The organism is Planococcus halocryophilus, from assembly GCF_001687585.2.
GTDB classification, from domain to species: Bacteria; Bacillota; Bacilli; order Bacillales_A; family Planococcaceae; genus Planococcus; species Planococcus halocryophilus.
The window spans coordinates 1624114-1650134 of sequence record NZ_CP016537.2 but is presented as its reverse complement, the minus strand read 5'-3'; the positions used below and the strand labels follow the sequence as shown (position 1 = coordinate 1650134).

Here is a 26021-nt window from a genome sequence, read left to right as displayed (position 1 = left end):
TTAAACAAGCCCCCTTCCAGTAACCTTTATGAAGATTTCTTCAAGCGTAGCTTCTTTAGTATGCATCGTTTGAATGTCATGGTGTTCAATAATCTCTTGCAGTGTTTTTTTATCTTCTGGCAATACAGTAGACAGGGTAGTTTTTATGACTTCTCCTTTTTCTATATATTCCACTTCAACAAGTTTATCGCCGTATTGCAGCTTTAAATTTTTAGGTGAATCGATTAATTTAATTTCTCCATCAACGATAAAAGCAACTCGATCACACAGTTCATCTGCAATAAACATATTATGCGTCGTTAAAAATACCGTTACGCCTTCTTTGTTTTTTTCCTTGATGATGTCTTTAATATCTGCAGCGATAGATGGGTCAAGCCCCGTAGTCGGTTCATCTAAAAACCACATTTCAGGATTATTGATCATCGATCTCGCAAAAGTGAGCCGATGCTTCATTCCTTTTGAAAATTCACCAGCCTTCACATGCTCTTTCCCTTCTAGTCCAACAAGCTTTAATAGTGTATGCGAGTCTAACGTTGGCACATCAAACAATTTTCGGTAAAAGTCTAAGTTTTCTTTTGCTGTTAGTTTGCTATAAACATTAGACTGTTCAAAACTCATCCCAATTTTGTTGAACCGTTCGTTTGAAACCTTTTTTAAATCATACCCCCCAACCACTACTTCTCCTTGTTGAAGAGGTAAAAGGCCTGTAAGAATATTTAAGGCAGTTGACTTCCCTGCTCCAGATGGACCTAAAAAACCGAACACTTCTCCATTCGCGACTTCAAAACTAACATCTTTTACTTGATACTTCCCGTCTTTGTTATAGGAGTGGTATAAATTTTTAACAGAAATCATCGGATTCCCTCCTTTTCTTGACTAGATCTATCGATAAAAACACTCTTTAAGCATGTCAATGTACTTGAAAATTTCTTTTTCCACTAATTGATTATCAAATTTGGTAACGCCTATTTCGATATCTTTTCTGAATTCATCACTGAATTTTTCCATCGTCCACTTGATGATGTCCAACGCTTTTTCTACATCAAGCTCTTCTTTAAAAAGAGAATAATCTATATTGTGCGTATAGACTTGGCTATAAAGCTTTAACGGAAAATCTGGATATTTGTGCATAATCTCTTCAACAGTCGAATCTTTAAAAAGCAACAGTGAGAAGTCTGTTAAGTAGGGATACTTTTGAAAAACTTTAAGTTTTATCATCGATATTCCCTTTAATCGCACGAGTATATCTTGATTGTCCCAATCGAGTTCATTTTTAATTTCGTCTGTCATTACTTTAAACGTAAAAAACTCTAAGTACTTATATAACTTTTCCTTGTTTCCAAAGTAATGAAATAACAGTCCTTTAGAAATACCGGCATCTTCAACAATTTTATTGGTCGATGCTTTTTGGAATGTGTTTTTACTAAACTCTTTCATAGCACTATTTAGGATTCGATCTCTTTTTTCAAGCTCAACGTTTTTTAATAAGTCTTCCACTGGGCTCCCCCTTTTTACACCTAAACTTTTTGACTACTCTGGTCAACTTCATTATTACACAAATTGACTACTCTGGTCAATAATTGACTAAATATTTCATTAATTTATTTATGTGGGATTCTATGCTCCAGCCGGACGCTTTCCGCGGGCTTGCGCCGAACTAACTCGAGCTAATCGCCCGAGTGGATTTCGCCGCTTCGCTATTCCGCAGGAGTCGCCGCCTTGCATGCGCGTCAACTTAAGAAATATCAGGTGATTAGCCTCCTTTAATTGATGGTAAAGAAGAATACCATCAATTAAAGGAGGCGTTTTTTTATGAAACGGAACCATGCAACTTACCATCTGACGCGATTGTTCCAGTTTCTATCACCCAGGAAACCTTGAAGCTCTCGCTAAAGCAACTCAATTTGTCCAGAGAAAACGGAAGTTGACTGTCAGTTCTTTTATGAAGCTCCTGTTTTCATCTCCCGGAACTCTCAGTGACCATTCCTTATCCGAACTCTGTTCGGACTTGGCTATTCATCAGGTCCCGCTATCCAAAGAGGCATTGAACAAGCGTTTGAATGAACACACGGTTCTTTTTTTACAAGAGGTGTTTTTTGCCTTGTTTGAGCTCCAAAAAAGCTTGCCCCTACCGGGCATTCAATTGGCAACCACGCTTCCCTTCAATCGCATCCGGATACTGGATGGCACAACAGTCGCGCTTTCGTCTAATTGCCAGAGCGACTATCCTAGTTCGGTGGGGGCAGGCGTCAAATTTCAAGTTGAAGTTGACTACCTCACCGGTCAGTTTCAGTATGTGAAGATTCAACCCGCAAAAGCTGCAGATTGTCCAGCTGGTCGCGAGCGGTTGGCCACGATACGGAAGGGGGACTTGTTTTTACAAGACCTTGGGTATTATCAATACACCACGTTTGAACAAATCAATGAGGAACATGCTTTTTATGTTAGCCGAGCCCGGACCGATACGATGTTTTATATCGACCATCCAACGCCTCGCTACCACCCAAATGGAAAAATGGTGGAAAGGTCTGCATATGAGCAACTTTTTATAAAAGAAGAAATGAAGACACTTCACCCAGGAGAAATACGCAATTACCCACGGGTCTATCTGGGCAGGCATAAGAAGTTGCCCTGTCGTCTCGTGCTCTATCGAATGACAGCGGCCGAACAGCGACGCCAAGCCTATCGAGTGAAACGCCGTGACCAGACCAAACACGGTACCATTAAACAAAAATCGCTAGATTTAGTGGGCGTATCCATGTTAGTGACGAACCTTCCAGACAAGGTTCCCACAGAAGAAATCGTTGCGCTCTACCGGTATCGTTGGCAAATCGAACTCCTCTTTCGCTCCTGGAAGAGCAACCTGAAACTGGATCAGTTTCGCCGCATGAAACAAGCTCGTTGGGAATGTCATATCTATGCAGAATTGATCCTTTTACTTCTCAGTACGTTGGTTGCCTATCAATTACGGGTCCGTTTCTGGAAAGAGCGGCATTTTGTGTTAAGCGAACAGATTGCCATCCACGAAATTTCCAAAAAAATAGGGATGCATTGGCGCATCCGTGACGGAACGGATTGGCAATGCATCCATCAAAAAATCGAGCTAACCCTGAACGCCATTGGTCGGAAGAAAGTCTGGAAACCCGGTCCGATCAACTGGCTATAGGCCTAAAAGACAGATAGACACTCAAAATTTGGGGAAATGAGAATGTTTATTTGTCGCGCCCTCAAGTTCAGCGTTATTAGTCATACTATCCCCCGTTCGAAAAAAGATAAAACCTCTTTTGAACGAAGGATAGAAAAGGTGTGAAATTTTCACTTACTCGGAAATATAGCTTTAAGAAACAGCTTAAGTTGACGCGCATGGTCGCCGCCTTGCGCTCCGAATCCTAGAGTATCAGGAATAACAAGCGCATTAAAATTCTTTAAGTAAGAAACAAATGAGTAACCTACTCTCATTAATTAAAGCAGTATGATTTCAATCGGATTGGTCACAAAATAAAGACTCCTGTGACAGCAGCAATGCGACAAAAGATGCAGGAGCATCGGTTTTCAGCGACGAGGAGACTGAAGCTGAACCCACGGAAAGCGAAGTGGCCAGTCCGGTTATACTTATCCACTGCTATTCACTTTAGGTAGATTTTGTCTACAGGATGAAATAAAAAAAGAACTTCATTTGAAGTTCTTTTTTATGATTTTTTTATTCACTTGGTCCGATTAAATAGTCGATCAGCTCTTGATTGGTTAGTTGTAAGTTTTCAGGAATGTCGTGTCGGACACTTGTTAAACCAAAATGGCATATTCCAGGGACATTTGGAATCGATTTAAGGTTTAATTCGACTTTTTTATTCGTAAGCTTTTTTACTAGCTTTTCGATAAATTGTTGATGAATCATCATATCAACAGTTCCGGGGTGAAAGATTCCTTCTAACTTATTTTCTATGATGTATTTTAACTGTTTGGCTAATAAGGTGTCGGATAAATGATTGCATGCCAAATTGTCGTATACCTCAAGTTGACCTTCTTCAATTGCAGATTTAATCCCCTTAAGTCTCGGGGACTGTTTCCCCCATATTTGCGGAATTCTTATTATCACAGCCCGTTCATTTAAAATTTGTTTTAACTCGTGTTCACAGCTAATTTTAAAATTTCCATATAAAGACTCAGCATTGGGCTGGTCTTCTTCTGAATGATGTTTAGTGTAATCTCCGTCAAATACGTTGGCAGTGGAGACGTAATAACAAACCCCGTTCGTTTCTCTTAACTCTAATGCCAACTCTTTATGAAATAGTAGTTGCTGGTCAAAGTCCCCTCTCAAACACGAAACAACGGCATCAGGTTTTACTTTGCGAATGATGTTTTTCATTTGCTCTAATTCACTAACATTTAGTTGAAACTGGTTGTTTTCAGGAAGGTCTATGGGCGATGTCGAATACGTACCGAATATTTCAAAACTTCCTTTGCATTCTCCAACTAACGCTCTTCCCACTAATCCACTGGCTCCTAGTATTAACAATTTCCTCATCATGCACTCTCCTTTTAATGAGTTGAAGTGACTGGTGGTAAAACGACGCGATCGATTGCTTTGGCAATTGGGGGCATAAAGAAGTTAAGCAAAAGTCCGGCAAAACACACAGTTAGTATGGTTCCGATTCCAATTGGTCCCCCCAGTAATAACGCAAAAAGCAAAAATAAAGTATAAATTAACGTTCTTCCGACAAATAAATTGGTTTTCGTGATATCTCTCAAAATTAACGTTAAGCGATCGATTGGAATGGGTGCGAAATTGGTGTGTAAATAAGTTGCGGTTCCAACTCCTATTAACAATAATCCTACTGCAAAATATATAGCTTGGCCTTGAACTAATTCAATAGTCAACAAGTTGCTCAACACAAAAAGCCAAAGATCGATTCCAATTCCTGTGATAATAGCGGTTACTAAGCCCAATACCTCTGGTTTTTGTCTGATTAAAAAGGAGTTGCAGCCAATTAACAGAAGAGCCACTATAACTTCCCAACTTCCTACTGTAAGGCCTATATTAGTAGCTAACCCTACCAAAACTGCATCAAAAGGAGATGTTCCAAGATCTGATTGAATGGTGCAAGCTATACCTAAAGTTAATAACAAAATTCCAATCATGTAAAAGCCATATCGCATGTCAAATCACTCTTTTTTTTATTATTTTTTGTTGCAAACGCAACAAAATTAAGTTAAGTTCAATATATACTATAGATGACAACATTAGCAATAGAAATTTGACTGGAGAGAAACGTATGAATGATATTTTGCGCGAAATTGGCATGATTGCGAGAGCTTTAGATTCAATAAGCAATATCGAATTTAAAGAACTGGATTTAACAAAAGGACAGTATTTATACGTGGTTCGTATTTGTGAAAATCCAGGAATGATTCAAGAACAATTGTTGGACATGATTAAAGTCGACCGATCAACCGCTACACGTGCACTCCAAAAGCTTGAGAAAAATGGTTTTATCGAGAAAAAAGATGACCCATCGAATAAAAAGAACAAGCAACTATACCCAACCGAAAAAGGGAAAGCCGTGTACCCCATTATCAAAAGTGAGAATCTCCATTCCGACCGAGTAGCTTTTCAAGGATTTTCAAAAGCAGAAGAGCAAGCTGCGCATGATTTACTTCAACGAATTCGAAAAAATATCGAAAAAGATTGGGAGCTTGTGAAAAAAGGAAATAAACGAAATTATTAGCTAGTTAAAGGAGCAATTGATTTTATGACAACCATAATTAGAACGTGTACTGAAAAAGATGTAATTGAATTACAGGATATTAGCATTTCTACGTTTAACGATACTTTTAAAGATCAAAATTCGCCCGACCATTTACATGCCTATTTAGAAAAAGCCTATAATTTGAATAAGCTAAAAAAAGAGTTAGCCCACCCTTCTTCTCAGTTTTTCTTTATTTACTTTAAGGATCAACTCGCAGGTTATCTCAAAGTAAATACAGGTAATGCCCAAACAGAAGCGATGGGAGAAGATTCACTCGAAGTTGAACGAATTTACATTAAAAAGCTTTATCAAAAATTGGGACTTGGAAAAAAACTGATAACTAAAGCGATGGAAGTTGCGCAAGAGTTTGGGAAAAAGAAGATTTGGCTAGGTGTTTGGGAAGAAAACGAAAATGCGATCAGATTTTATGCGAAGAAAGGGTTTGTCCAAAATGGCTCTCACTCCTTTTTTGTGGGTGATGATGAACAAACCGATTTGATTATGGTAAAATTTTTTTAGCAGAACGATAAAACTAAAAAGCAAAGGATGGTTGAAATAGAACGATTTCAACCATCCTTTTATTAGATCTAACTATAATTTAAGTTTCATGCCTTCATGAGAAGCTACAAAACCAAGTCGCTCGTAGAATCTCAAAGCATCTGTTCTTTTTTTATCGGTAGTTAATTGCACTAAATGACACCCACGATCTTTTGCGCGTTGAATTGCCCATTCGATAAGCTGTGTTCCAATACCCCTTCCCCGTACTGATGGTGACGTCCGAATGCCTTCAATAGTAGCTCTCCATCCGCCTTGATAGGTTATATACGGCGTAAACGTAATTTGTTGCACCCCAACAATTTCATGTTCTATACAGGCAACCACCAATTCATTATTAGGATCCATTGAAATTGCATGAAAGGCTTCGATATAGCTAGAAGGTAAAGGGTGTTCGTAAAGTTCTCTTTGACTGCCTAACGGATCATTAGCAAGCATTTCAACGATCTGATTTAAATCCTCACGTGTCGCCAGTCTGAATCTAATTGCTTCTGTCATTCGAGTCATCTCTTTCTTTTGGCTGACTTGTGCATGTAGATATTCAATGGTTATTTTCTCCTTTTAGAAAAGTAAAAATTAGTTAGGGAATAAATAATAGAGCCACATACTAAAATCCAAAAAGAGGCATTAAACTTAGATAAGAAAAAAATCGAGTAAACCGCATGTCCCAATAGAGCCCAGCCATAAAATTCATGGCTTATTTTAATCGCTTTATCTCTCCCTTTTTTTTGGTCTATTGTTGGCCGTGCGTCTTCAAAAAACACTTTAGTTCCCCCTTTTTCACAAACTCTCGATGTTCAATTTGAGTTGAATTTAAATGGCTGTACTCCATAATCTGAATCGGTGATAAACATGTATTCATGTTGCAAACAGATAGCTCTTGTTTTATAAGAAACCTCTCCAGGATATTTTGTTACCTGTCCGGTAGTGTTGAATTTTCATATCCATAAATTGAATTTCTTCGACAAATATATACTCCACCATTTTTCTAAAGAGCCAATTTACACTAGTCTCCTATACTTCCGAAAGAAATTCTTCAATCACTTCTCTTAGCTCTTCTTCTATTTGATCACTAGTTTGATCTGATAAATTTCCAGATACTTTACTGCCAGGAATATGCGTTGTTACCGGTAGTCCTAAAAAAGACCGTTCACACTCCCAAATCCAGAGCGTATGAACCATTTCATCATCATTACCAACAATTCCTACCGATAAGGCTGAGTGATAGGGAGGTGTAAACAAATCAAGTCCTTCTCTCTCAAAAAATACATCAAATTCAATATCTTTTCTTGAAAAAAGAATATGATAATCTTTAAAAATTATTCTCCGAAGCTGCTTTAACTTTGATTCAGTGATTGTAATTTTTTCTCGTAGTTCGTTTGTAAATTCGAATGGTTGATACTTTATTAGAAACTCCCCCATTTCATATCTATTGCCATATGTTCGTTATCAATAACTCTCTCGTAGCTTTAATCCGTTTCAGTTCAATGTATGGGTCTAGATAACTTTTCAATACAGGCAGTAGATATAAATACTGCGGATAGCTCTTGAAGAAATTGTTTCTCATTAACTGACTTTAAATCGTTGGAATGTCTTTACTGGCAATAATATAAGTGCAGCTATCAGCTATTAGCATACTAAAATCGCAGAAGGTACTTTCTAGCATTACCAGGTCTTCTGATAGAAATGCTGATGACAAATTATCTTCATACCACCTCTTTACTCTTCTGCTAAAATCTTTATTGATGATCATCCAAACCGTTTTTTTAAACATTCAAAAAAACACCCATAGCAGGTCGTAAAAAATTTTAATCCAGTTCTTTTACTTTTTCCTCCAAAGCGATTAGACGTTCATTTAGCTCACCAATTTGACTTTGTAAAATTGAGTTTTCTTGCTCTAATGTCAGCTTTTCAATTGATTCCTTATCAAGTTGTTTAAAAGTCTTTTTAATAAGTTTATATAAAACTGCTACTATGATAAGAATAATTCCGAAAATAAATACGCTAGCAATAACGTCGCCAATGTTAATAAAAGATGTTTCAATCATCTACCTTCCTCACTTCCGGACTATTTTCTTGTCATTTAACAAATTGAACATTATGATTCTCAATATTTCTATTGATAGTATTTTATTGTCAGTATAATGATCTGTCAACAATATTTGGAAATTGAAATTCGAAATAAGTTCTAGTCATTAAACCCTTGCCCCAATTATTTTAAAAACAAAAGAAAGAATAGAGGCTTTACATATTGCCTCTTTTACAAAATTTTTAAATTTTTTAGATTTTCTCTATTTCAACATTTTTTACAAAAGGTTGGAAAAACGCATTAGTTTATTAGAGGATAAAGGATGTGATGAATCCCTTTCTTTTTTCTCCTACTAAAAAAACAAACTAGTAAATTTAGGAATTCCTCCTTTACTTATTCATAGCCGTTTGCTTCAATTGTTTAATAAGATTATTTACCCACACCATATTTGCTTAACAAGGAGACGTGACTTTGTGTGACAGACTACGATGTTTATTTTGCTGTTAGTATTTTTATTTACTTGTACATTTATATTGTGTTGCATGTTTTGGTGGAGTTTGTCATAAGAAAAATGTTGAAACTGAAAACACTAAAAGAAACTCCCTACTCTCGCATCAATTGGGCTGTCTCAATTCTTCGTACGATTAACCTTTTAGGTCTATTGCTATTAATGTATCCGTTTGTTTACTCTTTTGCTATGTTTATACTGGTTTTCAACAATACCTTTGCTATTGAATTGATATTCTTGATAAAGCGGGCAACACTCGCTTCTTGGGTAATCTTAGTGTTCTTTAAAATTTTTTATGAGTACAAGTATTTGAATATTGAAAGTGCATGGGTCACCTATTTATTTAATATTCCTGTCATTGCCTCAGTTTTGCTAATCGATTCGCTCCTGTATTATTGATACACTTAATACTCAACCGCAAAGTGAACAGTAAAAATAGAGGATTAATGAAAATAACAAAAGAAAAACCTTTTGTTGAAGGTGGAAATTATGAAAAATGTACAAATTGGCATCAAAGAAAATTTACTGAATTTCATTCTTTTGGTTGTAACAAACTTTTTTGTGGGGTCTATGGTTGGCTTAGAAAGAACCATCCTCCCAATTATCGGTGAAGAAGATTTCGGCTTAGTCTCCACAAGCGCGGCATTATCTTTCATCATTAGTTTTGGATTCTCAAAAGCCATTGTGAACTATTTTGCAGGAGCCATCGCTGATCGGTTTGGAAGAAAAAAAGTATTGCTTGTTGGTTGGAGTGTTGGTTTACTCGTCCCTTTACTCGTGATATTCGCAAGCTCATGGTGGATGATTGTTGTCGCTAATATTTTCTTAGGTATTAATCAGGGACTTACGTGGTCTATGACCGTGAACATGAAAATTGATTTAGCAAAACCTACTCAACGAGGGTTCGCTGTTGGGTTTAATGAATTTGCAGGGTATACGGGAGTAGCGGTAATGGCAGCTGTTTCAGGATTTGTTGCTTCGAGTTATTCAAACCGACCAGAACCTTTTTATATCGGAATTGTCATTGTCGTAATTGGATTTGCTTTGTCACTAATTGTAAAAGATACGCAAGCACACATTAAATTACAAGCTAGCAAGTCTACTAAAAATACGACACTTTCAGCGGCAGATATTTTTAAAAATACAACTTATAAAAATAAAAATTTATCTATCCTCACATTTTCAGGACTAAGCACAAATCTGAAAGATGGTATGGCTTGGGGACTGTTTCCGATATTTTTTGCAAGCGTTGGGCTCAGCTTATCGCAAATCGGATTGCTGGTTGCTATTTATCCGGCTTCCTGGGGCTTTTTCCAACTCTTCACAGGTTTTCTTAGCGATAAAATTGGCAGAAAAAAGTTGATTGTTGGTGGCATGTGGTTACAAGCCATTTCACTATGGATGATTTTGCTCGTGAATGAATACAGTACGTGGATTGTGGCAGCTATCTTGTTAGGTGTTGGGACTGCGATGGTTTATCCAACATTGCAAGCTTCTATAAGCGATATCGCAGATCCGTCATGGAGAGCTTCTTCAATGGGGGTTTATCGTTTTTGGAGAGATAGTGGATATGCTTTTGGGGCATTATTTGCAGGCATATTAACGGATTTACTGAATGTTGGTTGGGCTATCGGGTTAGTGGCTATCTTGCCTTTGAGTGCTGGAATAATCGCAGCAATACGTTTACGCGAAACTTTGCCTAGTTTATTTAAAGAAAATAGTTAAAGTAGAACTAAGTTAAATAGAATGCAATTCCGTGGTTTATAAACACTATCTCCACACAGAAAAAAAGAGGCTCTTTAATGAGAGCTCAGCTTGTAGACAATAAAATAGTAATTTATTGTTTCGTATTTATATGGGATCCTCCGCACCAAACGGACGCTTTCCGCGGACGAAGCGCTGAGCCTTCTCGTCGCAAGCTCCTGCGGGGTCTCATCACTCCGTTTTTCCGCAGGAGTCGCCGTTCGATGCTCCAGATCCTTGAGTGACTAGTTAAAAAGACTTCGAAACGTTTTTATTGGTAAAAAGTAGACTAAGATAACTCACTTGGATATAAGCAAGAAGATTCCAAGCGGGCTGGCCACGAAGACTCCTATGGGACAGCGAAAGCTGAAGACCCCGCAGGAACGCGAGTGACGAGGAGGCTGAAGCTGAGCCCATGGAAAGCGAAGTGGCTAGCCCGCTTGGAGGTTATACACAGCTATTCACCTTAATGAAACTTTGTCTACATTCTGAGAGGCTCTTTATTGAGAGCCTCTTTTTTCTGCGCATTTGTTGCTGGTTTCCAACTCTATTTAAGTTTTGTATAAAGGATTTGTGAAACGTGGTGCAGTTGATTTATACCATTGGTAACAAAAGAAAATAATAATAGCGAGTTCAATGAGGTCTCCCCCATAATACATCAGCATACTGCCTGCTTCTGCATCCGCTCTCGGAACGCCTTTTGGAGGATTTGCGTATATATACTTGGATAAAATCTTATGTCCAGCTAAAGCTAAGATCAATACAATGGCTCGATACATATAGCTGTAACTATGTGGTGTAACGTCAACATAAATAATGGACAACGTAAATAAGTACCCCGCCAGAAATACATGCAAATGAATCAGTCCATAAAGAACAAGCGATTGGTGCATCAGCATATACAAATCAGTCGTATACAGAATATAAAGGCCACCTATATTAAGAACATTAGCCGTCACAGGGTTGGTGAAAAATTGCAGCAGACGACTTTTTAAGACACGTGTAAGCTTTCTCGCAGTAGATACTTTTAATGTGCCCAATAATAATGCCATTGACGCAGCGAGCAAAAGGAGGAGCGGTGCCAACATTCCTGAAAAGCAGATGTGTAGTCATTTGTCCTTTAAAATTGATATGAGCAAATTCCGCCAATAGTCCGACCATTGCTATTCCTACACTAAAAACGCCTACAATCCAAAAAACAAATCGATGAACTGGCCATTTCTTCTATTTCCGATTTGTACTAATTGCAGCAAGTAGATAGAGAAAAATCATTGCGTTTAACAACAATGTCACGATTCTCTCTAAACTTGTCCCTGCTGCTTGAACATGTGAATGCATGCTCACCTATTTCCCTTCTTTTGCCGTACTTATACTTTTTTGAGTTTGCATGTAAAGCAAAACCCCATTAATTAGTATGATAACTGCAGTGACATTCCAAACAATATCGTACGGGAGAATATTGATATTATGCGATTTTGACTTGTTCAAGAAGTTTGTCTTGAACAAGTCCATCGAAAAGCTGGAATAATCCTCCTCCGAGAAACATACCGCTAATCCATCTCTTTAACCAAAAAAAATTTCTTCTCTTAAAGTCTGCCAATAGAAACAACGAAGCCACTGTCGCAAACCAGCTGAATGTATGAAATAAGCCATCTGAAAACAAGCCAACGGCAGTGGTTGATTTGTCATAAAAATGATTCCATCCTAAAATTTGATGAAAAACCGCTTCATCAATCAACGCCACTAAAGCCATCCCCAAAAGGGGCGAGACGCTAAGTTACGAAACGAATAGGAACCTTGATTTTTCCCCATTCTCCTTCAGCTCCCTCTGACATATATTTTTCCATAAGCTCTTTTTCGCGTTTATCATAAAAGAAGGGGTATGTGATGAAAAAGTGAAGAAATGATACAATATTCCGAAAAAAGAGTGTGGGAGGTTTTAACAAACCCGCCATTCTCTATTTTACTGAGTTGGCCCATCTTTTATAACAAAACTCTATTTTTTGGCTATAATTAAAAATCGCTTCGAGTTTGTGCAGATTCCTTTTTCTGTTCGATTGCTTTCGATAAAAGCAGTTAAACGAGAGTAGTCCTCTGGCTCCATACCGAAATTCGGAATAATCGGCGTATGCTGCAAGAGAAAAATCAAATCTTCAGTTCTTTGATAATATTCACTGACGTTATTTTCAAAAGATTGTACGTTGGAAAACCCCGCTTTTTTTAATTCCCATACATACCTTTCTTTTGAAACACCATCCTTTTCACTAAAGGATTGCCCTCGTTTGAAAGCAGTTTTGATATTCAATTTGTCAGCTTCACTAACTTGTTGAGTTAAAAACAACCCGTCTGTCTTTAAAACGCGTGCAACTTCCTTTGCATTAAATGGTGCATGGCGACTTGATACAACATCAAAAAAGTTAGCAGGAAATTCGATTTTGTCTGAAGACATATGCAAAAACCGCACGTTCGGTAAGTTAGATTTTTTTAGATTTTCTTTTGCTACTTGAATCATCGCATGCGATAAATCAATTCCAACTGTAAATTCCAACGATGGCGCAATGGTTAGAATTTTTTCTCCACCACCTGTACCAATATCTAAAAGGATATCAGTTGTTTGAGCCCTTCTTTTTACTTCATCATAAAAGTCCCATTTTGGTTCGTCACTTAGAACTTGTAATTTGCTAAAGTCCCAACCGTTTAAATTCCCAACTGTCTCATAGAATTTCTTGTACTCGCATTTATCCATTATGATTCCATCCTTTGAAGGCTATTTGATTAAAGATCCTATAGGCAGCTTGATAACTTTTTCAAGTTAAAAAGTGAATCTTGAAGAGTGTTTATTAGTTTCTGGTATTTTTTTCATTTCGAAATTTAACTATAGATGTCGCTGTTAAAGCTAATCCAATCAATATTGGAATAGAAAAGATAAACCAAATGAAAGTTGTGGGTGGACCATTCCCAATAGGGCCAACTCTTGGTGCTAATAAATTATATAGCCCTAGAAATGATAAAGTTATAATCAATATTCCTCCATACAACAATATATGTTTCTTCATTTCCCCACTCCTAACCTACACTATATACTCCAGTATAATTATCTTTTATGGACAAACATTATATCGTAAAACTGCATTCTATGAAGTCCTAGGTTTAGAGTCTTATGCTGTTAAGTTATATTCAAATCTAATAGAAAATCTATTTGAAGCCTTTGCTGTGTTAAAAATTATAAGAACTAAACTACAAAGCTTGCATTCTTCCGCCTTAAGCCACTATAATATGAAATATTGTATCGCTATAAAAAGAGCAATTTATTCACGTGGTCGTAGTTTTGATTAACATTAAAAAAGTCCATTATGATAAATAGACTTAAGGTGACGTGCAGATGCACGCCCTTTTTTTGTGGGATAAAAAATAGAATGGATAAGGCTTAGGCTACCCTTAAGATTGGAGTTTGGTTATGAATAAATGGATGAGATTATTACTTATTTTTGTTTCTTCAATTGTTCTTGGATTTGCAGCTAATATGTTTTTATTGCCACATGAAATACTAGCGGGTGGCGTAACAGGTATTGCGATGATGTTCGGGTTGGTAACACCGCTGAATGCTGGACTTTGGATGATTATCTTGAATGTTCCAATTCTTGTAGTAGGTTGGATGAAGCTCGGCAAGACCTTCATCGCCAACAGTTTGTTTTCTGTAGTGGTCACATCCGTTTCCATGCTTTATATTCCTGTCGTTAAAATCACAGAAGATGCACTGCTTTCTTCAGTCTTCGGTGGCGTCATTTCAGGAATAGCAGTTGGAATCATTATTCGGTATTATAGTTCGACTGGCGGATTTGACGTCATCGGCCTTTTGTTGTCAATCAAACGAGATATTCCACTGGGAGCGCTTGTTTTTAGTTTAAACAGCGCAGTGGTCTTTGTATCTGGTTTTATCTTTTCATGGGAGTTGGCAATGTATACGATGGCTTCCATCTATATCACCGGACTGGTAGTTGACCGTGTTCACACGCGTCATATCAAACTGAGCTTGATGGTTGTGACAAATCAAGGAGATGCCGTCAAAAAAGCATTGCTTGATAACCTAGACAGAGGAATCACAGTAGTAGATGGCGAAGGCGCTTATTCAGCGGCTAAAGTAAAAGTTCTTTATAGTGTTATTAGCCGTCATGAATTGGCATTTGTACGACCATTGATCAAAAAAGTTGATCCGCAAGCATTCGTTAGCATTAGCGAAACGATGGAAGTCATGGGGAATTTCAGAAAAGACGGGAACTTCATGAAAAGTCCGGTTTTAAAAACCGATACTGTGCAAGTAAATAACTAAATATAAAACGGACGACGAAAATAGTTATTTTTCGTCGTCCGTTTTTAAATTGGCTAGATATTTTCTAACAATTGCTACACGCGAATCATATAGACGATTATTCACCCTTTAACGTATTTTGCTAAATAGCCTCTTTCAAGAACCCATAAAGCTTGAAAGTACAAAAATAACGCAATGGCCCAAAATCCTAGTGTTTCAATAAAGTTATACAAATAAGCTTGCTTAGAACCCAATATAAAGTAATAAGCTGTTCCAAAAAATAAGCCTACAAGAGAATAAAGGGCTACCCCAATAAAATATTGATAGACATTAGTCTTTTCTTTATATTGTTGTCTGTAGTTGTCTATTACCCAAGAGGAAGGAACACCAATTACCAAGTAGAACAGTAAATAAACCCATATAGTTGAAAGGAAATATACGACGATACCTAAATAATACACATCAGATTCTCTCTGATTTTGTGGGACATAATTTAACACAGAAACAGCTAATGCTAATATACTTGCGCTAACGATAACTGCTAGTATTCTTTTCAACAATCTTTCAACTCCTCTTATAGGATAAGTTTTATCCTCTTTATTCAATTTAAATCCAAAGCGATTTTTGAGAGCCTATTCCTAATTCCTTCTTTAAACCACTTAGGATGTTTTCATAAAAATATAAAGAAAAAAGTTAATATACATTAAATATACTCAAGAAATAAACCAATAGATAGATAATTTTGGAAATAAAATTATTCATGAAATGATAGTTATTCAAACAAAAAAGCAGAAGCTCCTATTTGAGCTTCTGCTTTCTTAATAATCGATTTTGCATAAACTAGGTATAAGATTAAAACCTATTAATCTACCATACAAACAAAGCATGAAAAATAATTACCAAATCGATTCGGCCCATTCTGGATGGTCAATAAAAGGATTTCGGTTGCCTTGAATGTCTTCGATCTTTTCGTTGCGCTGCTCTTCCCAAGTGCTGACAGGATCCTGTGCATGCCACTCCAGCAAAACAGAAATCTTACCGTGGTAAGGCGTTGAACCATTATTCACCTGGTCGTTCAGTTCCAAGTCCACCGCGTCATCTGACTCATAGCGGACTGCCATGTAAAAAAGCATACGGGCAACGTCGCCTTTTACTTCATCCGGTGGTTCCCATGAATTAGCTGTGCGCAAGCAACCATCGCAACCGCTCACTGCAGTGCCACCGTAATTAAAGTCTAAGTTGCCGCGTAGCCCATTCACTTGTACATCAGTCGGGCGCAAATGGTGGATATCCGTCCCTGCTCCCATCGCTGTCCCAAAACTGCCGTGAGACTTCGCCCACGTATGCTCGCGATTCCAGTCACCCACATTCCCGCCATTCAACGATTTTGAACGCGACTCTCCTGTATATAATAACAGGACATTGTTCGAGTTATTTGGGTCTTCGTCCGTTATTTTTAACGCGTCCCACACTTGTGAATAGCTAAGTTGTTGATGATCATCGATGATTTCATGAAGTTCAGATTTTAACGCCACTCCTTGCAAACCATCTGCAGTTTCATAATAAGCAGGTGGAGTTGGGGTTGGAGTTTCTTCATTTCCATTCATCGTATGGCTTCCTAAGTACTCAAATGTATTCGTTGGATACGTAATCCATTCAGTCGAAGGATCGAATGCATCATTTACGATGCTGTCGCCTGCTTGTATATCTGGATTACGGACCAGTGTGACATCTTTCGCAAATTCAGCGTTTGACCCCACTTGGCCAATCGAATCAATTGGTGTTCCGCCTTTTTCTAGTACTACTACATCATCACCATTAAAATTGATCACGCTGTTGTTTTGTAAATCCCCTTTGCTTTGAATCGCCGAATCTGCGCTGCCATGATAAAGGACTACTGTATCACCGCTGGCAACAGTACCGGAAAGCGTCATCTCACTTTGCGCGGATGTGCTGCCGTTTGCATACAACGCTACTGAATAAGGGCTCAAGTCAATTGAAGCTCCTGTTCCGTTGTAAATTTCGATTGCTTTATTCAAGCTACTACCTTCAATGTATTCCGAAATAAACAGATCGCTTGCTAGGGCAGCTGCTTGAACCGTTGTTTGTGAACTCGGTACCCACAGCATTGCAGCCATCCCCACAGATAATAACGCCTTTGCTGATTTCCCCCATAAACTTTTATCCATCGTCATGTCGTCCTCCTTTGATTTCGTTAAAAAAATTGTAAATTAATAACAATTAATTATCATAATTTACATTTTTTTCTACCATTCCATTAAACTTTACCGAATGCATCCATCATCGTCAATGGTATTTAACAAATATTACATAAATTTAATAAAACGTAATAAGCTGTATTTGGAAGTTAAGGTTTTAGATACCCTTATAGCGATACTTGCTCAGTTATTCTTTTTACCTGGGGCAAGGTACATTGCTTGGTTCACGAAATTTATTGTGTAGTTCACCCTAGTATAGGTCTCGTACAAAACAAAATTTTCTCCATGACTATAGAAAGACTGGATGCAAGATTATATGCACCCAGTCTTCGTTTGTGTCTCCGATCAAGTCATGATATATAAACTGAACAGATATTAACTTTTTTGAATAGATGATATAGTAACAAGTTTGTCTAAAAACTCAATTCTTACATAGAAGGTTTTATTAAGTAATAGTCTTGATTTTCTCAAAAAAAAAAAAAAAGACTTAACATTAATATAAAACCTTACCAAACATACTTGGCTTGTTTCTATCAAAAGCATTAATTAATTCTTCTCCAAATATAGTTATACTTTTTCCTAAGGATGTCCTAAATAGCCCCATTTAAAATCTTTTTGGATAAAGAAATAATAAACCCCATTTGGAAAGAGTGGAACTGTCCATTCTTCGAATTCATCTTTTTCGAATTCTAAGCGTGAATTTACCCAATAATACTCGTGCTGCCAATCGAGGGCCAGTATATATTCGTCAATTGTTGTGATCTCTTTGAATGCATCTAATGCTTTTTCTTCCAGATTATCGTAAGCATCTAAATCTGCCGGATTCCTGAAATACTCGGAAATATCATAAGTTATAAAAGGATTCGGTACCTGAAATGAAGGGAAAGTAGAAATACTTGGTTTAAATTTAAAATCTCTATAGATCCTGTCCCAAGTTTGGTCATACTCTTTATGAGAAAAAGAGATCCAGTTTCCCAATAAATAACCACCTTTCTAATTGAGGGATCTCTCGAATGCATCCTAAAATTTTGAAGTCATTCGATGTGGATTTTAGAGGGTTGCCTTTGATGTGAATGTAATATACTTCACATTAAGTTACATTCAGATCTAAAAACCGTAGTTTCAAATATACTGGTATTCATCTCCATTAATCACTTGATAAAGTGCGACTTCCTGATTATTAGAAATGGAAATAAAGTGGTTAGTTTCTGACGGACCCAGACCTCTCAGGACTCCTTGAACGGTTCCCAAAAGCAATGGTTTCTGTGTGCCAATTTTCAATTGATACATCTTTTCATTGGAATTATAGGAATCAAAAAAGTAAGCATACTTTCCTCTGATGCATAAAGCTTTTGCGCCATGCAGTAATTCAGGAACCGGATAAGTGAGGCTCATTCGCTCTTTTGAGTTTATTTCAATCAAAGGAAAATCAGTATAAGGAAAAATCCAGACAGACGTTCCTCCCCCTTTGCAAAGAGCATAACAGTCAGCTATTGCATTGGGATTCAATAAATCGGAATGGTATCGTAAGAGGATGTTACCGGTCATATCGAAAAGTACGAGTCCCTCGGTAGAGATTCCATTACCAAAAACTCCTTCATCAAAATAGCTGACCCAGATTCCTTCTTTTCCAACGACTATCTCTTCAAATGCCTCACCGCCATTAAAGGAATGAAGAAGTTGTCCAGAAAGATCTACAATAAACATATTCTTTTTGTCACTTTCGTAGGTAGCTGCCAGAAAGTGGTTATCATCAATCCAACGAATCATCGATAATTTATACGCTGTAAAGCTTACTGTTATTTCTACACCGTTCAATTGAACGAAGGTTTTCTTATGCCTTCGAAGAATCACAGCCAATCCGTACTTGTCTTTCCAGTCTGCGTCAACGATTTCCACTGACTCTCCTAGCTGAGAGGAAGTTGTATAAATGACCTCTTTGGTTAATGTCTGACTCAAAATAACCCCTCCCGTTTTTCACACCTAATAGTTCTTTTTCTTCATTTCCTTAATATACCAATGGAAAGATGCAAAAGCTAGCTGATTCTACGAAGAAAATCATTCGTAAAAGTACACTTTTTCAAACTAAAAGACAAGAGTTCACACTTGAACCTCTTGCCTTTTGATAAGCTACGATATGTAAAATGCATTTTATTAGGAAATTAATAGTAATTCTAAAAGTGCTCTAAGCCTATAAAGATAAGTTTTGATAGCTATCGATAGGTCACGCACTCCTCTCTCGGTTAATGCGCTGAGTTCAGTTTTTTGACGTTCTTATTTAGTGGTTGTAGCGCCCTTTTTCTACATGTCTTTCCTAGCAGCAACTTGAGAATAAAGTGAGAATATCTCTTCATTATTCTGTTCCCAAGCTGGATTTCTTTGCATCGGAATTGCATAAGCCTTCTCTATATCATTCGCAAGGGTGGCTAACATTATTTTCTTTCGATTTTCCGGATAAGTACCCTGCATGATTACCTCGTAGCGTTTTGTGTAGTACTTCAACATCATTCTGCATTTCTCCCTAAAGTGACAAATTGGTTATGCTCTCTATCTCTGTTATATCGTCAACCAGATTCCCAACACATCAAAATATTATTTCTAAATAAAAAAGTTAAAATCATCAGCAATTTAGCATCCTCTTGGCTTTTCTTGAAATGTCTGTATCGAAATACGGTTTTCTTTATATTAACTATACTCATCCTTATTACAGATAGCTAGCTCCTGATAAAAAATCACTGTATACCCATACAAGTAGCTCTACCTACAAAGAAAGATTAAATTTTTTTCAACTCTCGCTTCTGCCAATAATGGTTGAGATGCAAAAAAATTTTATGATGTCCTCACTAATGATTTGAGTTCTAAATATTTAGAGGTTGTAGACTGCAAAGTGTTAATATGAGAATTTCATCCTCACTCAATGACTGGAAGTAACGTTTGGTTAATTGAAATCATTCATTGAACAACCTGCACTTTCTTATAGCATGGGGAATTCCTCATCAAAGACTTTGGTTAAAATTCTGGCTTTCATTTCAATAGAAAATGAACCTTCCTCTTCTATGGAAGGAAAGTCTCCCATTATTTCAAACAATTCCTGACATGTTAAACATATAGCTAAGTGGTGTTCAACTACCTCAGCGTATTCCTTTTTCATCAGTTGAGATCCATTGATGTACGACAGTAAAAAATCACATTCCATAAACGAATCCCTCCTTTGTGTTCTGTAAAACTCTATCTTTGAGTCCGTTTTTAAGACAGTTGGATAGTGGGTTTGTGGGTATTGTAATCAATGACATTTCATTACTCCAATTAAATTTTCTATGAAAAAAAGCTAGCCCTCAGGCTAGCTTCTGTCTGAAAACACTCATTTACTGTTTACGTGTACGAACCGCTACAACTGTGGTCAATGCAGCTAACATCAAGCCTGCAAGAACCCATAAGAATGGGAATGACCCTTGGTCAGCCATGCCGCCCATGCCTGTTTTTGGCATTTCAGATGGCATTTCTGTTGCGCTAAATTGATCTGGGAATTGATCAACAATCGCGGCAGATAAACCTGCTGCTGGCATTTGCATATGTGCATAAGCTTCGCGAATCGAGCTGTAAGCAGCGTCAAAGTCGCCTGCTACATACGAATCAAATGCGCCTAGCAGTTGTCCAACGTGTGCTGTTAAGCCTTCTTCAAGTGCATCTGCTGGTACGCGACCTTCTGTTGCTGCATCTAAGAATGCTGCTTGGTCGACAATGTATTGATCCAGTTCAGCACGTGCTTGTTCTTGGCCTTCTTTGTTGCCTTCACCTGTTGCTGTTACGTAATCCACAAAGTAGCCAATGTGTGACTTCCATGTTTCTTCAAATTGAGCACCGGCTTCTTCGCCGTATACTGAACCAACTGCTGCAGATAAGTCATCGGCGTTCGCTAGTAACGCGCCTGCTGCTTGGTCAAAGCTTTCCGCGCCATCGGCACCGTCTTGCATTGCCATCACCGCAAGTCCAGCGTGTTCTGTGAACGTTTGGTTCAATGTTGCACGCAAGTCAATCGCTGGTGTATCAGCACTTGTGTTATCGAATTTGTCTGGGAACTGAGTTGTGATCGCGACAGACAAGCTTTCTGCGAACATGCTCATGTGTTGAATCCCTTCACGCTCTAATGAGTATGCTTTTTCGAAATCGCCGGCAACGTATGCGTCAAACGCGTTGATCAACTGATCTACGTGCATGTCCAATCCTTCTTGAACAGCTGCCGCTGGCAGTAAGCCACCCGTTGCCGTATCAAAGAACTCAGATTGTTCCACTTTGTATTTTTCCAGTTCTGCTAATGCTTGGTCTTTGCCTTCTTGGTTGTCTTCAGCGGTTGCTGTCACGTAATCCACGAAATAGCCGATATGTGATTTCCATACTTCGTCAAATTGCGCAGCGCCTTCGTCGCCGTAAACTGAACCAACTGCTGCAGACAAGTCATCGGCGTTCGCTAAAAGTGCGCCTGCTGCTTGGTCAAAATCTTCTGCGCCGTCGACGCCTTTACGCATCGCTTCGATTGCGAGGAACGCATGCTCCGTTAATGTCGTGTCGAGTGCAATGCGTAATTCCGCAGCTGGTGTTGCTGTTGCCATTTCCATGGATGCTTCGCTCGCTGTAGAATGTCCTCCGTGGCTGTCGGCAAGTGCCGCCGTTGGTACCAGTAAGGCTAGGCTAAGTGGTACGGCTAAAAGTACTTTGTTTAATTTCATCTAAAATCGCTCCCTTTTTTTCTTTTTTATTTTTCGTTATACAGGCATAACGCAACGGGTTTGTCTTTAGATTACTTTTCCACAAAATAAATTGATTTTTTTATATCTACTTTTTAAAGACTTCCTTTAAATAAGCCAAACAACGAGGGGTAAACTAGTTGTCTCTTCTTATAGAATAAACATGAAAATTCTCGCTAATTTTCAAAAAAGCAATCTATTTCTCATCTTTCTGCGTTCTATTAGCAAGAACAAAAGTTGTTTGGACAAACCAAGATCAAGTCCAACATAATGTCGCATTTAAATAAAATGTGTTGGCCTCACCCTATTTATATTCAATCAGCACGGGCACAAGTTTCAAGTTGCTTGTGCTGTTTCGTTTTTACCAAGAATTCCGGAGTACCGGCAAGGAGGAAATACACACATGAACATGAAAATTGAAAAGAAATATATCCCGTTAGCAAATTATTTCTCAGCAACGACAAATCCAACCATTACTTTACAATTTACAGAAATCGAAAAAATCATGGGCCAAAGCCTTCCGAATGTTGCTTATTTGAGTTACAGTTGGTGGAAAAAAACCAAAGCACCAGCCAAGCATTACCTAGCTTGGACAGCTGCAGGATACGCCGTTAAGCATGTTGAACCTAAACGCTACGTTGTCTTCGTTCGAATAGAACCGACGAACGATAAAGACAATACTAAAACTAATGAAAACATCTTATTAATTCGTCCTGCAGGACATGGTGATGCAAATTCCCTTTCAAACATGCAGAAAAAAATTGAAGGCGAATCAGATTTCTTTCTATACGGACATGGAGAACGATTATTGTCTACACAAAAAACAAGAAAACAAATCATTGAATGGAATCAAAGTGGGCATTCGCTCATCCTTTTGGCAATTTTAAATGGGCAGCACGTCGGTTACTTAATGATTGAAGGATATAAAGCTCATCGAGCCAGCCATCGTGCTAGTTTGCGAATAGGCGTTCAAAATAATTCTCAACACAAAGGAATCGGATCTTTACTTCTGAAAAAAGCAGAGGCTTGGGCAGCGGCACAAAGCATAAGTCGTCTAGAAGTTTCTGTGTTGGAAACAAATTCACCCGCCTTAACTTTTTTACAAAAGAATGGCTATGAATCTGAAGGCATTCGCCGAAAAGCCTTAATGATTCAACACAACGCTTATGATGAAGTTTACCTTGCTAAAATTTCAATCAACTAAAGTGACATGCACGCTATGTGTTTGCCGTAGGTCTTTTGGTCAATTTGCGATTACGTGATTCGCTTTATCAAAAGGGGAATGAACTTAATCAAACTGGCAAATGGAAGTAACAGCGCTGTTGACGAACAAAATCATGGAGAATGAAGGATTTTACCCAAGAGCTAAAGACAAAGATTCAAGAGATGGAATCGGCCTTAAGGATACAAAGGGAAAATCTAGTAAGGGAGGACACATCCATCTTTGAAAGTAGAAACCTTGAGTTTTACGCTGAGTTTGATATTGATGGTTCAAATCATTTCCAGCCAGGCTACTGCTCTACTATTTGCATCGGAATAGCAGATAAAATTGATCCAGATGGCGAACGGATTAACTTGCATGTTATTACGATATGGAATTGTGCGCGAATCATATTTGGCTTGTCTGTTTCGAAAAACATACCTGGGAGTAAAATTATTGGAGACCTTGTGGATGAATCCCTTAAAGAAATAAAAAAGGAATTAAAGGAAACCATCGAGGAATTTTTAAGTGAAGAGTACTGATTGTGAATGTAACTTAATTAGACTTAAGTAACATTCACAATCAACAAAAATTAATTAAGGCATCTTTTTATAAATTTCGTATTCATCCTGAACTTTAGCTAAAAAAATTTCAGGATTTTCTTTTACTGAAAAAATTTTAGTTCCTTCTAGCAAGTAATTCGAGGTCAAATTTTCATTTGGTATGACGTCTCCCTCAATTTTTTTCTGCACTTCTCCAAATTCCTCTGCGATGGTATACTCCCCTTTTTCAGCAAGGTCGTAAGAGAAATAATTATTCCCATCTATATTTAAAAACGCTACATAAGAAACTTCTTCAGTCGATACATCACTTGCATCTTGGGCATTTGATGAACAGCCACTTACTATCGTCAAACATAAAAGCAGATAGATAACATAATATTTCATCCTTGATTCCCCCTTTGTCTATTGAGACAGAATAAGTATGCACTTAGTTACAAAATAGGGAGAATTTTAGTAAGACGATTATCATCTCTTTAGAATTTACTGGCCTTGTGAATGGAACAGTTACATTCAGATCTCATCGTTTTCAATTGATTTTAAAGCATATTATTTTTCTTTCTTTTCGTCATCTTCTTGCCAAAAAGCAGGACCCGTTACATCTGATAACCAAAATAACACATCTTGCTCATGGTTCTTAGGTTTTAATTTGCTAATGGGTCCAGGGTTAAAGATGTAATCTCCTTGCTGAATTTTTTCTTCCATCACGTAGTCTTTGAAATGGTAAGCTCCATATCCTTGTACCGTATTTGTTCCTTCTGGTTGAGGAGATTCCTCTCGAATCGACGTATGGACCTCTGCTAAATAGCTAAAGAACCTGGACAGTGAAAGGTATCCTTCCGAATTTCCGACAAATGAAACGCCAACTTCATCGATTTTGATTTCCATTTTTGCTTTTTTTGAAAAATATGGATCGAAATCGTAATGTATCTCTTTGTCTTTTTTCTTTTGCTTCTTTTTTTTCGTCATTTCCTACACTCTCCTTGATGAAATTTTATAGTTTTGAATGTAACTAAACTGAACTTAAGTTTTAGCTGCCTATCGCTTTTTCTCTTCCGATACTAATAAAGTTGGATCAGATTCATTCTCACTCGGCCATAACTTGATATTTCGCGAGTATGTATGGTTCAGAAAAGAAAGCGTCCCTTCTACTAGCTTGTATACCATATGTCCTTTAAAGTAGTCGCACGCAGGACTATTTGGTGGGAACTACTGCTCCATCCTGTCCTAAGTAAAGCTGAAGTCCCGTACCGATGCTCGAACCTGGATAATAGTCCACTTTGCAGTAATATTCGCCCTTTCTGATCTTCGGAAACTCGTCATGCTCATACTCTGCCCATGTATCATCAAATACCGCTTCAACCGTAAAGACATCTTCATGGAGTTCTTCCATAACAATTTCGCAAGTTCCTTCATAGCGGTTAGGTTCTTTCGCAATAACGGCTGGCAAGTCTATTGCGTAAGAAATGAATGTGATGCCAAAAATGAATAACAATAGAGCTGGAATAACGTACCTGAAAAAAACGATGTGAAAAGCGAATTTCTTCTTCCCCTTTCGCCTAATCATTTTCCAGAAATAGTAGGACCATAAGATGGTAGCAGTAAACGTTAAAATCAATACAAAATAATACGACAACTTCCTTCACTCCCTTGAATATCGTCAATAAATCAGTGTTTTTTTATTTCTAGAATCTTTTAAATTTTAGCGTTGATAGTACTTATAAAACCAGAAAAACCGACATTACTGAATTTCTGGTTTAATAAGATGATTTTATGTGTTATGTAATTTTTTCTACTTTACATTGTAGGTAATATGCCAACTTTAAAGCTTGATCCAATGGCCTTTTGAATCTTTTTTTTCTGACAAATTCACTTTCTCTTGAAGTACCGTTAACTTCTATTTAATTTCCCCTATAAACCAAATTTCACTTTCATAATAACCATCTTCATCATCAATAACTTCTTTAAAACCAGATATGACAAAATCGTCAGGAATGACTAACTTCCAGTCAGTTTGAATAGATCTGTTATCTGAAAGAGGAATCCATTTATAATAATCGCTATCCCTGATAAAGAAATCTTTAACATCATCTTCCCCTTTGAAGATGATAATTTGCGAATTCCATAAACTAGGCAAGGTAATTAAAACACCCACACGATATTTTTCTTCATAATGTGGCTATACCCCTTTTAGATATGCTGCGCGATCCACTAACTTTAGAATGCACAATTGTTTGACTTTCCATGGTGTTTTATCAGAGCTGATTAAATCTTGGCCAACCGGTAAGTGCATATGCCAGTAACCGTTGTAGAATTCTGTTGGAAACGCCATCGTATTTTCTTCGATCCGGTTCACCATTTCCTCAATCTTCCGTTTAATCCCCCGGATTTTTTTCTCGCGCATA

The 26021-nt window shown here is 37.6% G+C and carries 28 protein-coding genes and 3 pseudogenes; 9 read left to right on the top strand and 22 right to left on the bottom strand.

Annotation, left to right across the window (positions count from 1 at the left end):
• Positions 1 to 855 carry an ABC transporter ATP-binding protein gene (locus tag BBI08_RS08325; RefSeq protein WP_065527965.1) on the bottom strand — a complete coding sequence of 285 codons (855 nt, stop codon included), beginning with the start codon at positions 853 to 855 and terminating at the stop codon, positions 1 to 3.
• Positions 856 to 882: 27 nt separating this feature from the next.
• Positions 883 to 1497 carry a TetR/AcrR family transcriptional regulator gene (locus BBI08_RS08320; protein ID WP_008496335.1) on the bottom strand — a complete coding sequence of 205 codons (615 nt, stop codon included), beginning with the start codon at positions 1495 to 1497 and terminating at the stop codon, positions 883 to 885.
• 382 nt (positions 1498 to 1879) lie between these two features.
• Here BBI08_RS08320 and BBI08_RS08310 point away from each other — a divergent pair.
• Positions 1880 to 3166: pseudogene (locus BBI08_RS08310) on the top strand (IS4 family transposase); the annotation flags it as partial.
• Between the two features lie 534 nt (positions 3167 to 3700).
• On the opposite strand, the gene BBI08_RS08305 reads toward BBI08_RS08310, so the two are convergent.
• On the bottom strand, positions 3701 to 4528 hold the full coding sequence (locus BBI08_RS08305; protein ID WP_008496333.1) for a sugar nucleotide-binding protein: 828 nt from the start codon (positions 4526 to 4528) through the stop codon (positions 3701 to 3703).
• 11 nt (positions 4529 to 4539) lie between these two features.
• Entirely contained in the window at positions 4540 to 5157 is a 618-nt protein-coding gene (locus BBI08_RS08300; protein WP_008496332.1) for a YczE/YyaS/YitT family protein, read from the bottom strand.
• Between the two features lie 116 nt (positions 5158 to 5273).
• Between BBI08_RS08300 and BBI08_RS08295 the strand changes: the two genes are divergently transcribed.
• Positions 5274 to 5726 (top strand): MarR family winged helix-turn-helix transcriptional regulator, encoded by a 453-nt coding sequence (locus tag BBI08_RS08295; protein ID WP_065527964.1) that lies wholly within the window; start codon positions 5274 to 5276, stop codon positions 5724 to 5726.
• 24 nt (positions 5727 to 5750) lie between these two features.
• A complete protein-coding gene (paiA, locus tag BBI08_RS08290; protein ID WP_065527963.1) occupies positions 5751 to 6266 on the top strand; it encodes a spermidine/spermine N(1)-acetyltransferase in 516 nt (171 codons plus the stop codon).
• Positions 6267 to 6338: 72 nt separating this feature from the next.
• On the opposite strand, the gene BBI08_RS08285 is transcribed toward paiA, so the two are convergent.
• The 4 genes from BBI08_RS08285 to BBI08_RS08265 all read right to left on the bottom strand — a co-directional run bounded on the left by BBI08_RS08285 (position 6339) and on the right by BBI08_RS08265 (position 8350).
• Entirely contained in the window at positions 6339 to 6800 is a 462-nt protein-coding gene (locus BBI08_RS08285; protein ID WP_065527962.1) for a GNAT family N-acetyltransferase, read from the bottom strand.
• A gap of 50 nt (positions 6801 to 6850) precedes the next feature.
• Positions 6851 to 7066 carry a hypothetical protein gene (locus BBI08_RS08280; RefSeq protein ID WP_065527961.1) on the bottom strand — a complete coding sequence of 72 codons (216 nt, stop codon included), beginning with the start codon at positions 7064 to 7066 and terminating at the stop codon, positions 6851 to 6853.
• A gap of 250 nt (positions 7067 to 7316) precedes the next feature.
• The gene (locus BBI08_RS17030; RefSeq protein ID WP_051041661.1) at positions 7317 to 7724 is read right to left on the bottom strand and encodes a hypothetical protein; all 408 of its coding nucleotides are present in this window, start codon (positions 7722 to 7724) and stop codon (positions 7317 to 7319) included.
• A 386-nt stretch (positions 7725 to 8110) separates the two neighbouring features.
• Entirely contained in the window at positions 8111 to 8350 is a 240-nt protein-coding gene (locus tag BBI08_RS08265) for a hypothetical protein (RefSeq protein WP_008496327.1), read from the bottom strand.
• 456 nt (positions 8351 to 8806) lie between these two features.
• Here BBI08_RS08265 and BBI08_RS08260 point away from each other — a divergent pair, with 456 nt between their 5' ends.
• Positions 8807 to 9238 (top strand): hypothetical protein, encoded by a 432-nt coding sequence (locus tag BBI08_RS08260; RefSeq protein WP_065527959.1) that lies wholly within the window; start codon positions 8807 to 8809, stop codon positions 9236 to 9238.
• Positions 9239 to 9328: 90 nt separating this feature from the next.
• The gene (locus tag BBI08_RS08255) at positions 9329 to 10564 is read left to right on the top strand and encodes an MFS transporter (protein ID WP_065527958.1); all 1236 of its coding nucleotides are present in this window, start codon (positions 9329 to 9331) and stop codon (positions 10562 to 10564) included.
• 569 nt (positions 10565 to 11133) lie between these two features.
• Here the strand turns inward: BBI08_RS08255 and BBI08_RS17395 are convergent.
• The 3 genes from BBI08_RS17395 to BBI08_RS08235 form a co-directional block, all read right to left on the bottom strand.
• On the bottom strand, positions 11134 to 11634 hold the full coding sequence (locus BBI08_RS17395) for a cytochrome c oxidase assembly protein (protein WP_330217513.1): 501 nt from the start codon (positions 11632 to 11634) through the stop codon (positions 11134 to 11136).
• 413 nt (positions 11635 to 12047) lie between these two features.
• On the bottom strand, positions 12048 to 12335 hold the full coding sequence (locus BBI08_RS08240; protein WP_008496324.1) for a DUF2243 domain-containing protein: 288 nt from the start codon (positions 12333 to 12335) through the stop codon (positions 12048 to 12050).
• Positions 12336 to 12578: 243 nt separating this feature from the next.
• Positions 12579 to 13328, bottom strand: a complete 750-nt coding sequence (locus BBI08_RS08235) for a class I SAM-dependent methyltransferase (protein ID WP_008496323.1) — start codon at positions 13326 to 13328, stop codon at positions 12579 to 12581.
• Positions 13329 to 13516: 188 nt separating this feature from the next.
• Here BBI08_RS08235 and BBI08_RS17025 point away from each other — a divergent pair, with 188 nt between their 5' ends.
• Positions 13517 to 13918, top strand: coding sequence for a hypothetical protein (locus BBI08_RS17025; protein WP_155800221.1), 402 nt, complete (start codon positions 13517 to 13519; stop codon positions 13916 to 13918).
• A 121-nt stretch (positions 13919 to 14039) separates the two neighbouring features.
• Positions 14040 to 14912: a YitT family protein gene (locus tag BBI08_RS08225; RefSeq protein ID WP_008496322.1), complete on the top strand. Its 873-nt coding sequence runs from the start codon at positions 14040 to 14042 to the stop codon at positions 14910 to 14912.
• 101 nt (positions 14913 to 15013) lie between these two features.
• Here the strand turns inward: BBI08_RS08225 and BBI08_RS08220 are convergent, their stop codons facing one another.
• From BBI08_RS08220 to BBI08_RS17120, 7 genes and pseudogenes are all read right to left on the bottom strand, one after another.
• Positions 15014 to 15496, bottom strand: coding sequence for a hypothetical protein (locus tag BBI08_RS08220; RefSeq protein ID WP_205847842.1), 483 nt, complete (start codon positions 15494 to 15496; stop codon positions 15014 to 15016).
• 291 nt (positions 15497 to 15787) lie between these two features.
• The gene (locus BBI08_RS08215; protein WP_040850412.1) at positions 15788 to 17080 is read right to left on the bottom strand and encodes an endonuclease; all 1293 of its coding nucleotides are present in this window, start codon (positions 17078 to 17080) and stop codon (positions 15788 to 15790) included.
• A 523-nt stretch (positions 17081 to 17603) separates the two neighbouring features.
• Positions 17604 to 18088 (bottom strand): annotated as a pseudogene (locus BBI08_RS08210) (DUF2716 domain-containing protein).
• A 144-nt stretch (positions 18089 to 18232) separates the two neighbouring features.
• Entirely contained in the window at positions 18233 to 19069 is an 837-nt protein-coding gene (locus tag BBI08_RS08205) for a hypothetical protein (protein WP_040850352.1), read from the bottom strand.
• A gap of 342 nt (positions 19070 to 19411) precedes the next feature.
• On the bottom strand, positions 19412 to 19618 hold the full coding sequence (locus tag BBI08_RS08200) for a hypothetical protein (RefSeq protein ID WP_040850350.1): 207 nt from the start codon (positions 19616 to 19618) through the stop codon (positions 19412 to 19414).
• 466 nt (positions 19619 to 20084) lie between these two features.
• The gene (locus tag BBI08_RS08195; RefSeq protein WP_008496316.1) at positions 20085 to 20306 is read right to left on the bottom strand and encodes a hypothetical protein; all 222 of its coding nucleotides are present in this window, start codon (positions 20304 to 20306) and stop codon (positions 20085 to 20087) included.
• Positions 20307 to 20475: 169 nt separating this feature from the next.
• Positions 20476 to 21837: a hypothetical protein gene (locus tag BBI08_RS17120; RefSeq protein WP_008496315.1), complete on the bottom strand. Its 1362-nt coding sequence runs from the start codon at positions 21835 to 21837 to the stop codon at positions 20476 to 20478.
• Between the two features lie 421 nt (positions 21838 to 22258).
• Here BBI08_RS17120 and BBI08_RS08185 point away from each other — a divergent pair, with 421 nt between their 5' ends.
• Both BBI08_RS08185 and BBI08_RS08180 read left to right on the top strand, forming a co-directional pair.
• Positions 22259 to 23059, top strand: coding sequence for a GNAT family N-acetyltransferase (locus tag BBI08_RS08185; protein ID WP_065527957.1), 801 nt, complete (start codon positions 22259 to 22261; stop codon positions 23057 to 23059).
• A 140-nt stretch (positions 23060 to 23199) separates the two neighbouring features.
• Entirely contained in the window at positions 23200 to 23598 is a 399-nt protein-coding gene (locus BBI08_RS08180) for a hypothetical protein (RefSeq protein WP_040851295.1), read from the top strand.
• Positions 23599 to 23652: 54 nt separating this feature from the next.
• Here BBI08_RS08180 and BBI08_RS08175 read toward each other — a convergent pair whose 3' ends face one another.
• The 4 genes and pseudogenes from BBI08_RS08175 to BBI08_RS16890 form a co-directional block, all read right to left on the bottom strand.
• Entirely contained in the window at positions 23653 to 24003 is a 351-nt protein-coding gene (locus BBI08_RS08175; protein WP_008499131.1) for a hypothetical protein, read from the bottom strand.
• Positions 24004 to 24165: 162 nt separating this feature from the next.
• Positions 24166 to 24585, bottom strand: coding sequence for a hypothetical protein (locus BBI08_RS08170; RefSeq protein WP_065527956.1), 420 nt, complete (start codon positions 24583 to 24585; stop codon positions 24166 to 24168).
• 226 nt (positions 24586 to 24811) lie between these two features.
• A complete protein-coding gene (locus BBI08_RS08165) occupies positions 24812 to 25111 on the bottom strand; it encodes a hypothetical protein (RefSeq protein ID WP_008499129.1) in 300 nt (99 codons plus the stop codon).
• A gap of 402 nt (positions 25112 to 25513) precedes the next feature.
• Positions 25514 to 26020 (bottom strand): annotated as a pseudogene (locus BBI08_RS16890) (DUF3916 domain-containing protein).
• Between the last annotated feature and the right edge of the window lies 1 nt (position 26021).